Raw genomic sequence first — 11,972 nt, 5'->3', positions numbered from 1 at the left:
CTGACTCTGGATCCTGTTTTCAATGTCATTCTTGATAAAGAAAGTCTGGCATTGCAGCCAACATTATCAAGATTTTTCAACCGTATGGATGAAGATACTCTGGTACAGTTTGATGACATTGATAAAAATCTTAGGGATATCATTTATTTCATAAAATGCCCGGAGCATGTGCTTCTGGATTTAGACAGTACTCTTTTTGGTACTTATGGCAGGCAGGAAGGAGAAGGATTCAACTTCCATTATCAGGCACATGGCATCCATTACTATGCTATGACGGACTGACTGGAGACCTGATAAAAGCGGAACTCCGAGATGGAACGCTCCATTGCAGCAATGGGGCAGAGAGCGGCAGATCTTATTCTTGAAGATATAGAAGCTGCTAAAGATAATAAGCCAAGTGTTCAACATATGGTATTTGGTACGAAATTGATGGAGAGAGAGACGACATAAAATAAAAGAATCAGGAGAAGAAAAATGAATCAGAAGGATTTTAAGGACAAAAGCGAATTGCAGATTTTTCTGTCGTATTTTAAACCACACAGAAAACTGTTTTTCCTGGATATGGTGTGTGCATTGGCGATTGCAATGATCGATCTGGCATTTCCGTTTATTTCCAGATGGTGTATGTACAAACTTTTGCCGGATAACGCGTGGAGAACATTCTGGACGGTAATGGCGGTGGTGTTCTGTGCCTATATTTTGCGGTCAGTTTTTACTTATATTATTACCTACTGGGGACATACATTTGGTGTTCGGATAGAGACGGATTTCAGGCGTGATCTGTTTCAGCATATTCAGGAACTGAGTTATGCATATTTTGATAATGCCCGCGTGGGACAGCTGATGAGCCAGCTCACATCGGAACTTTTTGATATTACAGAGTTTGCACATCATGCGCCGGAGGATATTTTTATTTCTACGGTGACGATTATAGGTGCATTGATCATTATGTTTACGATCCAGTGGAAACTGGCACTGGTGATCGCGGTAACGATTCCGATTTTTCTCATTGTTGTGTGGAAATGCCGTTTTTCTATGCAGAACGCATCTCGTAATGTAAAAAAAGAAATGGCAGCGATCAACACAGATTTTGAATCTGGACTTTCTGGTCTTCGTACTGCAAAGGCATTTGCAAATGAAGAAAAAGAGCTTGACAAATTTGACTCTGCAAATTTAAGTTATCGCGATTCTAAAGCGGATTTTTACAGAGCTATGGGTCGATTTAATGCAGTAATGGAATTTTTTATGTGCATTCTTTCAGCAATCGTAATTGCAGTTGGAGGTGCCCTGATTATGTCGGACCAGCTGAATATTATTGATCTGATCACATTCAGCCTGTATGTTTCAACTTTTGTGAATCCAGTAAGAAAGCTTTCGACGACAGTGGAACTGATTGCGAATGGAACTGCCAGCCTACATAGATATGTGCAATTGATGAGAACAGAAGCGATGCTGAAAGATGCTCCGGATGCAGTAGAACTTCAGAAGGTAGAAGGAAAGATTGATATTGAGCATGTGGGATTTTCCTATGAAGGTGACCATGAGGTGCTCCAAGATGTCTCACTTCATATTGTTCCGGGTGAAACGATTGCGTTTGTCGGATCTTCGGGTGGCGGCAAGACAACACTCAGTCAGCTGATCCCGAGGTTTTATGATGTGACTGAAGGAAGGATTTCTGTTGATGGTGTGGATGTGCGAAAGGCAACACAGGAATCTCTGCATAAAAATATTGGTGTGGTGCAGCAGGATGTCTTTCTTTTTGCAGACAGCATTGCAGAAAATATTCGTTACGGGAAACTGGATGCGACAATGGATGAGATCATCCGGGCCGCAAAGATGGCAGAGATTTATGATGACATCATGGAAATGCCAAAAGGTTTTGATACGAATGTCGGAGAGAGGGGCGTTCTTCTTTCTGGCGGGCAGAAGCAGAGAATTTCTATCGCACGTATTTTCCTGAAAAATCCGCCGATTTTGATTCTTGATGAAGCTACTTCCGCATTGGACAGTGTGACGGAAGCGAAAATTCAGGAAACTTTTGAGAAACTAGCAGCTGGAAGAACAACGATTATCATTGCACACAGGCTGTCTACTGTGAAAAATGCGGATAATATTGCTGTCATCGAGCAGGGGCAGATTGTCGAAAATGGAACTCATGAAGAACTGATGCAGAAAGATGGTATTTATGCTTCTTTGGTTCATACGCAGGAGTTAAAAGAGTGAGATTTACAGCGGACGGTTATGCTGAATTATATGTATAAACATAAAAATTCTGCTTGCATTTAATTGAAGAAAAGGACTGAACCCCAAAGCAAAATATGGTTGCTTTGGGGTTTCCTATTTGAAATTATAAAGACTCATCAGTAGCAATAGTAATTGGAATTTCGATATTCTCCGGTGGGCAGATATTTTTGATCAGATATTCAAATAAAGTTTTTACTAATTGATAACCCTGTTGAACAGGATTCTGTCCAAGAGCGAAATCAACAGTGCCTTGTTTGAGAAGGCGGACAGTATCAGGAGTAATATCATGGCAGATGATCTTTACCTGAGGTGATTTCTCTGCTACTTCCAATGCACTTACAACTCCTGTAACCCCACCACTTGTTAAATAAATAGCACCCAGATCCGGGTAATTATTACAATATTCTAATGTGATGCGGAAAGCATCTTCTTTTTTATCCTGATTTTCCTGTATATCAAGAATTTTGAAGTTTGAATCAACTTCTGCAAGTTTGTCCTGAAATCCACTTAAACGGTCCTGATGGCAGGATAGATTGCGAGAACTGATAATAACACCGACTTGAGTACCTGGTGGGCAAATCTTGTTTAAGAGTCCGGCAGCTGTACGACCTCCTTTATAATGATCCTGGCCTATGAAAGATAAATGATGGATTCCTTCTACTCTTGAGTTAAATGTGATAACTGCCATCTGGTTCTCGATCAGATGATTGACTCTGGAAAAAATTTGTGGATCATCCAGGGGAAAAACAGCCATACCACTGACATTCATATCAACAAGTTCGTTAATAATACTTAATTGTTCAGCAGGTTCCAGGGTTGTCATCATTTTTGTAATCACTTCAAGGCCAAACGCAGAAAATTCTTTCTGCGCAGTCTGAATTCCCTCGAGAAGCTCCAGTACAAACGGGTTATAATCTGGAGTAAGAATAATACCGATTTTAATCGGATTATTGCTGTGGACGAGGGCTTTTCCAATAAAATTAGGCTGATAATGCAGTTCAGCTGCAATTTTGAGAACTTTCTCTCTTGTGGAGTCTTTAACTCCGGGACGATTATTAAGAACTTTATCTACAGTTCCTCTGGATACATTGGCCAATGCGGCAATTTCTTTAATTGTTACGGGCATACGTGTACTCCTTCTATAAAAAAATATTGCATCTTAAGCTCTGCTTTTTTACCAAAGTGGCAAAGTGAGAAATATCCATTGCACGGATAATCAATGAAATTTAATTATAGATAGAGTTTAACATGATTTTAGGCAGATGTCTATAGTATTAATAAAAAAGTTGCACGAGCACAAAATAAAGATGAAGATTCATATAGAAAACGGAATAAATATATAATATGCACAAAAATATAAATAAAAATATATGAATTTTAAACTATTGATTACAAGAAATGAATGTGATACTATTTAAACATCAAAAAGAGCACGAGCACATAAAACAGAATACAAGAAAAATAAAGAAATGGTATAAAGAAATATACTATTTTAAAAAGCAAATAAATGTGCACGAGCACATAAATAAAAAGATTAGGAAAAGAGGTATATGGATTATGAAATTTGGAGCGTTATATTCTTATTGGGGACATGAATGGAAATGCGATTATATCGAAACAGCAAAGAGGATGCATGCATGTGGGTGTGAAGTACTTGAAGTTGGAGCGCCACATCTTTTGGAAATGACCGATGATCAGTTAAAAGAACTGAAAACTACCTGTGATGAGCTTGAAATGGAGATTACTTCTAATATCGGACCTTCCAAAGAATATGACCTGGCTTCCGAAGATCCGGCAGTTCGTGCCAATGGTGTAAAATATCTCACAGATATCCTCAGAGCAATGAAAAAGATCGGATCTAAATCTCTGGTTGGTGCAATGTATTCTTACTGGCCGTGCAAAGATTTTAAATATGATGATAAAGAGGGAGCATGGGAAAGAAGTATCCAGGGAATGAAAGAAGTTGCTAAGGTCGCAGAAGAACTTGATATTGAGTGCTGCCTGGAAGTTCTCAACAGATTCGAAACTTACATTATGACAAGCTGTGAAGAAGCTGTGGAATACTGCAAGAGAGTTGGAAGTAAAAATGTCAACATTCTTTTGGACACTTTTCATATGAATATTGAAGAAGATAATCTTCCGGATGCAATCAGAAAAGCAGGCCCGCTTCTGGGACACTTCCATGTAGGAGAAGGAAATCGAAAACTTCCTGGAATGAGTAAAGGTTCTATGCCGTGGGAGGAAATGGGAAAAGCGTTGAGAGAGATTGGATATAACAAAGCAGTTGTTGCAGAGCCGTTCCTTCTGCCAGGAGGAAGTGTTGGAGCTGATATTAAGGTTTGGAGAGATCTGAGCAATGGAGCTGATGAGGCACAGATGGATAGATATCTGACAGAATCTATGACATTCCTGAAAGAAAAATTTAACGGATAAGAGGTACTGATATGGCTGAGATAGTAATTATGGGAGAACTGCTCGTTGAGATCATGCGTGCAGAAGAAGATGTACAGTTATACGAAACCGGAAAATATTTCAGAGGACCGTTTCCAAGTGGAGCACCTGGGATTTTTGTCAGTACAGCAGCAAGGCTGGGACATAGCGCATCAATCATTTCAGGAGTAGGAAATGATGACTTTGGAAAAAATATTCTGGATCGGTTGAAAGAAGTCGGAGTAGACTGCAGCAGAATTCTGGTAAGTAATGAAGCTTCTACAGGAGCTGCATTTGTAACCTATTTCAAAAATGGTGACAGAAAATTTATTTTCCATATCAATCATACACCGGCTGTAGCAGCCAAAGCTCCAGAAAAAACAGATGACTTTAACGATACGAAATATTTTCATGTGATGGGATGTTCTTTAATGGCATCCGTAGAATTTGGAAAAGAAGTTGTAAAGACCATGCACATGTTGAAGGAAAAAGGAGCAAAAGTCAGCTTCGATCCAAATGTCAGACTGGAAATGCTGAAGGAGCCGGAGGCAATGGAAGTTGTGAAACAGGTTTACAGGGAAGCAAATATTTTTATGCCTGGAGTATCTGAATTGAAAATGATCACCGGAGAAGAGAATCTGGAAAACGCAATCAAAAAGGTGTTTGATGACAATAAAAATATGGAACTTTTAGTCCTGAAAAATAGTTCCAAAGGATCTGAAATCTATGGACCTGATGGCTTGCTGGAAAAGGTCGGAGTATATCCTGTAACACAGGTAGATGCTACGGGAGCAGGAGACAGCTATGATGCAGCATTTATCTGCGGTCTTGCCGAAGGAAAAAATGTAAAAGAAGCAGCGCAGATGGGTGCAGCAGCCGGAGCACTGAATGCAGCAGCATTTGGACCAATGGAAGGCGACATTTCCAGAGAAACTGTTGAAGAAATGATTAAGCTGCATGAAAAATAGTAGGAGGGATAACATGGGAAATTATCGCTTGGAAGTGCGAAATTTACATAAACGTTTTCCTGGAGTATATGCAATTAAAGGGGTAAGTTTTCAGGTAGCGCCGGGCGAAGTTCATGCTCTGGTAGGCGAAAATGGTGCTGGAAAATCAACTTTAATGAAGATGATCACAGGAGAATATACTCCTGATGAGGGTGAGATTTTTCATAATGGTGAACAGATAAAACCGAAATCAATTGCTGATTCACAGAAAACAGGTATATCTATGATCCATCAGGAATTAGCACCTCTTCCGGATATGACAATTGCGGATAATATATTCCTGGGTCAGGAGATCATGAAAGGAAAATTCCTGAATGATCGCGAAATGATTGAACAGACAAAAGGTATTCTTCGTGAATATGGAATGGATTTTGATCCTAAATTAAAGGTCGGAAGCTTAAGTGTAGCGCAGATTCAGATGCTTGAAATCATTAAGGCAGTAAGAAAGAATGCCGATATCATTATTATGGATGAACCTACATCTTCTCTGTCAGATGAAGAATCTCAGAAACTTTTTAAGATAATAAAAGAACTGACAGATAAAGGAGTTTCCATTATTTATATCTCACATCGTCTGGAAGAAATTCTGAAGCTGACAGACAGGATTACAGTTCTTCGAGATGGAGAGTATATTAAGACGGTTGATGCGAAAGGCGTTACACAGAATGAACTGGTAGAGATGATGGTAGGACGAAGCCTGGATCAGATCTATCCGAAGGAGAAAGTCTGTATGGGAGATGTGGTGTTCGAAGCCAAGAATCTCAGCAGAAAAGGTGTTTTTGATGATATCAGTTTTCAGGTTCATGCAGGGGAAATTGTTGGATTCTCGGGGCTGGTAGGTGCCGGACGAAGTGAGATCATGAATGCTGTCTTCGGACTGGACAAATTAGATAGTGGACAGATTTTTATGGACGGTCAGGAAATAAAGGTAAGATCGCCACAGGAAGCTATAAAAAATAAGATTGCACTGGTAAGTGAAGACAGAAAAATATACGGTCTGGTGCTATGTAGATCTATAAAAGAAAATATATCACTTCCTAATCTGCCGAAATTACACAAAAATCTGTTTATCAATTCTACAAAAGAAAAAAATGCAGTAGAGGATTACAGAAAGTCATTGGGAATTAAGTGTGCAACGACAAATGTTGCCGTAGGTACTTTATCCGGTGGAAACCAGCAGAAAGTAGTCCTGGCAAAATGGCTCCAATCAGAACCTAAATTATTGATATTAGATGAGCCGACGAGAGGAATTGATGTAGGTGCAAAATTTGAAATCTATAAAATGATGGTGGAATTAGCGAAAAAAGGTATTGCAATTATCATGATTTCATCAGAACTTCCTGAGGTAATGGGAATGAGCGACAGAATTATGGTAGTGTCAAAAGGCAGAATTACCGGAACTTATACAAAAGATGAAATTGACGCGGGCTCTGTCACACAAAATAATCTGCTTAGCAGTGCGTTACAGGAAGTGTAGGAGGTAAATATGAAACGTAAAGTTTTTGATGCAGAATTTATAAGAAAATATGGAATATTGATGGTTCTGGTCATTATGTGGGTAATCATGCTGGCGGTATCTCCTACATTCAGAACGGTATCTAATGCGGTTAATATTCTTCGCCAGGTTGCAGTGAATGGAATACTGGCTATTGGAATGACATTTGTTATCATGACAGGCGGCATTGACCTGACAGTAGGTTCTCTGGTTGCTGTTGCAGGCGTTATCAGCGGAAGTATACTGGTTGTACATCCGGAGCAGGTAATTTTGGCTGTGCTTGCAGGAATCGTAGTCTGTGGTTTGTTTGGTGCAATGAATGGATTTTTTGTAGCATATATGGAAGTTCCTGCGTTTGTAGCAACTCTGGCAGGAATGACAATTGCAAGAGGATTTGCCTATGTTTATTCAGATGGAAAGCCATATACATTAAATTCTCCGAAGTTCAGAATCATAGGCCAGGGTATGGCTCCGATCATTATTTTTCTGGCTATCTTACTGATCTGTCATATCGTACTTTCAAAAATGAAATTTGGACGTTACATTTATGCAACTGGCGGTAATATAAAAGCAGCAGAAGCATCTGGCGTAAATACAAAAAAAATACTTATGAAAGTGTATATTCTGGCAGGTACTCTTTCTGGTATTGCAGGTATTGTCCTGGCTTCAAGAACAAATTCCGGTCAGCCTGCAGTTGGAACCGGTTTTGAAACAGATGCGATCGCAGCGGCTGTAATCGGTGGAACAAGTATGACAGGTGGAATTGGAACAATACCGGGAACTCTGGTAGGTATTCTGATCATTGGAACATTAAATAACAGCTTAAACCTTTTAAATGTATCTTCCTATTATCAGCAGATCATTAAAGGAATCATTATATTAGGTGCAGTATGTTTTGATATCGTATCAAAGAAAATTCAAAATAAATAAAACGAAAGAAAGAGGGAAAAACAATGAAAGCAAGAAAGGTAATGGCAATTTTAACAGCAGTATGTATGAGCGTATCTATGGCAGGCGTAGTGAGTGCGGCAGAAGAGAACAGCGGTGCAGATCCATCTACAATTGAAAAGGCGGCAGAAGATTCCAGTGTAAAAATTGGAGTTCTCATGAAGACAATGTCTGATGCTTATTCCAACAAATTAGGTACTGCAATTCAGGATTATGTAGAAAAGAATTATCCGAATGCAGAATTATATCTGATGGATGGACAGGCAGATATTGCGAAACAGATTTCTCAGGCAGAGGATATTATTGCGAAACAGGTAGACGTAATTATCCTGAATCCACAGGATGCGGATGGTTCTGCACAGGTACTTACTCTGGCAGCAGATGCTGATATTCCGGTGGTAGAAGTTAACACGGAGACGACAAGTACAGATTATGTATCTTATGTAGGTTCCAATGACTCTGAGGCCGGAGAAATGATGGGAAATTATGTAATGGAACAGTTAGGGGATGGCGGTCAGTATGCAATTCTTGAGGGCGAAATGGGTCAGAGTGCACAGTTGCTTCGTTATCAGGGATTAGAGGAGACTATTTTAAAAGATGATAAATATGAGTGTGTTGGTACATTGTCTGCGAGCTGGCAGCGTGATAAGGCAATGTCTACTACAGAAGACTGGATTGGAAAATATCCGGATCTGAAAGCTGTTATCTGCGAAAATGATGATATGTCCATGGGCGCATTACAGGCAGCGGAAGCAGAAGGTAAAGACCTTGTTATCATTGGTGTAGATGGAATCAGTGATGCACTTCAGGCTGTAAAGGACGGAAGACTTTCTGCAAGTGTACTTCAGGATGCAGATGGACAGGCAAGTGCAGTAATTGATGTTGCAGTAAAAGTTGGTGTTGGTGAGGAAGTAGAATCAAGATATAATGTACCATTCCAGTTAATTACTGCTGACAATGTTGATGATTATTTAGAATAATTTGCAGAAATCCGCTTGAATAATTATATGGAGGAAATAATCTCATGTCACTGGTTACAACAAAAGAATTATTATTAAAAGCTCAGGAGGGTCATTACGCAGTCGGTGCTTTTAATGTAGAAAATATGGAGATGGTTCAGGCAGTAGTGGCAGCAGCAGAAGAATTAAATGCACCTGTTATTATGCAGACGACGCCTTCTACTGTGAAATATGCAGATGTAGATTACTTTTTTGCAAATGTGGCAACGGCGGCTAAAAAAGCCAAAGTTCCGGTCGTGATGCACCTGGATCATGGAAACAGTTTTGATCTGGCTATGAAAGCGTATCGTGCCGGTTACACCTCCATTATGATCGATGGGTCACATGAAAACTTTGAGGATAATATAAAAGTAACAAAATCTGTTGTAGATGCCTGCCACTCTGCAGGTGTTCCAGTAGAAGCAGAGCTTGGAAAAGTTGGCGGCAAGGAAGATGATCTGGAGGGCGGTGATGGAAATCCATATACAGTTCCTTCTGAGGCAGTTGAGTTTGTAAATGCGACAGGTGTGGATTCTCTTGCCGTTGCGATTGGAACGGCACATGGTGTATACAAGGGAACTCCGAAACTTGATGTAGACAGACTCAGTGAGATCAGAGAAGTCGTATCCATTCCGCTTGTTCTTCATGGTACCTCCGGCGTACCGGATGATGCAGTAAAAGAATGCATCAGTCGTGGAATCTGCAAGGTAAATTATGCAACAGATTTACGTATTGCTTTTACAAAGGGTGTGAGAAAATACCTTATGGAAAATCCGGATGCAATCGATCCAAAGAAATATAATGCATCAGGGCGTGAAGAAGTGAAGCAGTATGTAATGTCAAAGATCAAAGTCTGCGGAAGTGTAGATAAGGCATAAGACTGAAGCGGGGAGAAGATTATGATTACTACGGTGACTATGAATGCTTCAATCGACAAGGCATATTTTATGGATCATACGATTGAAAATGGGACTGTCATGCGAGTTGCCAGATGCAGGAATTCAGCAGGTGGAAAAGGTCTGAATGTGGCCCGGGCGATTAAGCTGTGCGGGGAAAAAGTACAGGCAACAGGAATTACTAGTGGATTTAACGGACAGTATCTGGAATCCATGCTTGCCCGGGATGGGATTGCATATCATTTCGGACATATGGAAGGAGAAACGAGATGCTGTATCAATATTCTGGATGAAGGATATGGTTCTACGGAGTATCTGGAGCCAGGATCAGAGATTTCGGCAGAAGAAGAGGCAAGGTTTATAGAGCAATTGCCAGAGATTGTGAAAGACAGTGAGATCGTTACAATTTCCGGAAGTGTTCCATGCGGAATGGGAAAAGATATTTATGCCAAGATCATTACAAAGCTGAAAGAGGCTGGTAAAAAAGTTATTCTGGATACCAGTGGCGTTCTTTTACAGGAAGGAATGAAAGCAGCACCAACATTGGTGAAACCGAATCAGGATGAACTGGAACTGCTGTTTGATACTAAAATACACTCTATGGATGAAGTAATAAAATATGCAGTTGAAATTCATGAATCAGGAATTCCGTATGTGGCAGTTTCGCTGGGTGGAGAAGGAGCACTTCTTGTGTGTGAAGAAGGTATTTATCATGGAAAACCTCCCAAAATCCAGGTGGTAAATACCGTTGGCTGTGGTGATTCTATGGTTGGTGGCTTTGCAGTTGCTCTTAAGAGAAATTACAGGGCAGAAGAGGCATTGAGTTATGCTGTGGCAGTATCAGCAGCAAATGCACTTTCTCCAAATACGGGAGATTTTGATCCCGTAGAATATCAGAAGATATATGACAAAGTTGTTGTCGAAAAGCTAAGATAAGGATATACTTATCCGGGACTTTTTAAAGTCCCGGATAGTGCATCTTGAGCAAATAATATATACAAACACAAAAATATAAAAAATTTTAAAAATCTGCTTGCATTTTCCGGAAAATGTGGTATTATAGTTAGTGCATTACAGATGCGGGTGTAGTTCAATGGTAGAACACCAGCCTTCCAAGCTGGATACGTGGGTTCGATTCCCATCACCCGCTTTTTTTGTTGCGATAAAGCACCGATTTCTTAGAAATTGGTGTTTTTTGTATACTGGAAAAATTCAGGAATAGCTGTTAATATGAAGAAAAAGCAAAGGAGCGATCGGGATGAAAGATTATGCAACGGGGATCCAGCATGTAGGAATTCCTACGAAGGATATGGATGCAACAAAAAAGTTTTATGAGGATCTGGGATTTGAAGCTGCGTTTGAGACAGTGAATGACGGAGCGAGGGTATGTTTCCTCAAAATGCACAATCTGGTTATGGAAGTTTATGAGTCGGAGGATGCAGCAGGAAAAATCGGTGCCATTGAGCATGTTGCGATCGATGTCACAGATATTGAGCAGGTTTATAAGGAAATCTGCGATAAAAATATGAACACACTGCAGGACGAGATCCATTTTCTTCCATTCTGGGATAATGGTGTCCGTTTCTTCACGATCAAAGGACCGAATGAAGAGAAAATAGAATTCAGCCAGTTTCTGTAAGATTTACAGAATTGGACAAATATGAAATGAAAACTCCCCGGTGGACCGCTAACCTCTATATATGAGGGGACGATCTGCCGGGGAGTTTTTTATTGCATTGTAATCAAAAAGACACTAGTTGTGTATTTATTGATTAATAGAATTATCCTTCGATCACTTTCCTGATTGCATCATACAGCTCATCATAAGTCTCGTATGCCGGGATTTCCGGGTATTCGGATTTGATGGCGTCGGTGCTCTTGAAGAGGAAGCCTGCTTTGCTTGCCTGGATCATGCCGAGGTCGTTGTGGCTGTCGCCGCTGGCGATGGTGTCGT

11 protein-coding genes, 1 tRNA gene and 2 pseudogenes are annotated in these 11,972 nt (G+C 40.2%); 12 read left to right on the top strand and 2 right to left on the bottom strand.

The window, feature by feature from the left end:
* The 3 genes and pseudogenes from QZL69_RS01980 to QZL69_RS01970 all read left to right on the top strand — a co-directional run.
* Window positions 1–338, top strand: a pseudogene (locus tag QZL69_RS01980) (transposase); the annotation flags it as partial.
* Entirely contained in the window at window positions 313–450 is a 138-nt protein-coding gene (locus tag QZL69_RS01975) for a transcriptional regulator (RefSeq protein WP_022213550.1), read from the top strand. The pseudogene QZL69_RS01980 and the gene QZL69_RS01975, both read left to right, overlap by 26 nt.
* Before the next feature lie 24 nt (window positions 451–474).
* Entirely contained in the window at window positions 475–2,223 is a 1,749-nt protein-coding gene (locus QZL69_RS01970; protein ID WP_022213549.1) for an ABC transporter ATP-binding protein, read from the top strand.
* Window positions 2,224–2,347: 124 nt separating this feature from the next.
* On the opposite strand, the gene QZL69_RS01965 is transcribed toward QZL69_RS01970, so the two are convergent.
* Window positions 2,348–3,370, bottom strand: coding sequence for a LacI family DNA-binding transcriptional regulator (locus QZL69_RS01965; protein WP_022213548.1), 1,023 nt, complete (start codon window positions 3,368–3,370; stop codon window positions 2,348–2,350).
* A 431-nt stretch (window positions 3,371–3,801) separates the two neighbouring features.
* On the opposite strand from QZL69_RS01965, the gene QZL69_RS01960 reads away from it, so the two are divergent.
* The 9 genes from QZL69_RS01960 to QZL69_RS01920 all read left to right on the top strand — a co-directional run bounded on the left by QZL69_RS01960 (window position 3,802) and on the right by QZL69_RS01920 (window position 11,657).
* Complete coding sequence (locus QZL69_RS01960; protein WP_022213547.1) at window positions 3,802–4,677, top strand: D-psicose 3-epimerase; 876 nt, start codon at window positions 3,802–3,804, stop codon at window positions 4,675–4,677.
* Between the two features lie 11 nt (window positions 4,678–4,688).
* The gene (locus tag QZL69_RS01955; protein ID WP_022213546.1) at window positions 4,689–5,642 is read left to right on the top strand and encodes a sugar kinase; all 954 of its coding nucleotides are present in this window, start codon (window positions 4,689–4,691) and stop codon (window positions 5,640–5,642) included.
* Between the two features lie 13 nt (window positions 5,643–5,655).
* A complete protein-coding gene (locus QZL69_RS01950; protein ID WP_022213545.1) occupies window positions 5,656–7,158 on the top strand; it encodes a sugar ABC transporter ATP-binding protein in 1,503 nt (500 codons plus the stop codon).
* Window positions 7,159–7,167: 9 nt separating this feature from the next.
* Window positions 7,168–8,106, top strand: coding sequence for an ABC transporter permease (locus QZL69_RS01945; RefSeq protein ID WP_022213544.1), 939 nt, complete (start codon window positions 7,168–7,170; stop codon window positions 8,104–8,106).
* Between the two features lie 23 nt (window positions 8,107–8,129).
* Window positions 8,130–9,104 (top strand): substrate-binding domain-containing protein, encoded by a 975-nt coding sequence (locus tag QZL69_RS01940; RefSeq protein WP_022213543.1) that lies wholly within the window; start codon window positions 8,130–8,132, stop codon window positions 9,102–9,104.
* Between the two features lie 44 nt (window positions 9,105–9,148).
* Complete coding sequence (fba, locus tag QZL69_RS01935) at window positions 9,149–10,000, top strand: class II fructose-1,6-bisphosphate aldolase (RefSeq protein WP_022213542.1); 852 nt, start codon at window positions 9,149–9,151, stop codon at window positions 9,998–10,000.
* Window positions 10,001–10,021: 21 nt separating this feature from the next.
* Window positions 10,022–10,954, top strand: coding sequence for a 1-phosphofructokinase (pfkB, locus tag QZL69_RS01930; protein WP_022213541.1), 933 nt, complete (start codon window positions 10,022–10,024; stop codon window positions 10,952–10,954).
* A gap of 143 nt (window positions 10,955–11,097) precedes the next feature.
* Window positions 11,098–11,168 (top strand) — tRNA-Gly (locus tag QZL69_RS01925).
* 108 nt (window positions 11,169–11,276) lie between these two features.
* Entirely contained in the window at window positions 11,277–11,657 is a 381-nt protein-coding gene (locus QZL69_RS01920) for a VOC family protein (RefSeq protein WP_022213540.1), read from the top strand.
* Between the two features lie 142 nt (window positions 11,658–11,799).
* Here the strand turns inward: QZL69_RS01920 and QZL69_RS13905 are convergent.
* Window positions 11,800–11,972, bottom strand: a pseudogene (locus tag QZL69_RS13905) (bifunctional phosphoserine phosphatase/homoserine phosphotransferase ThrH); the annotation flags it as partial.

It is taken from the genome of Blautia sp. CAG:237 (genome assembly GCF_000436615.1).
Classification (GTDB): domain Bacteria; phylum Bacillota; class Clostridia; order Lachnospirales; family Lachnospiraceae; genus Blautia_A; species Blautia_A intestinihominis.
The sequence above is the reverse complement of the archived record's forward strand: the minus strand, read 5'-3'. Positions and strand labels throughout refer to the sequence as shown.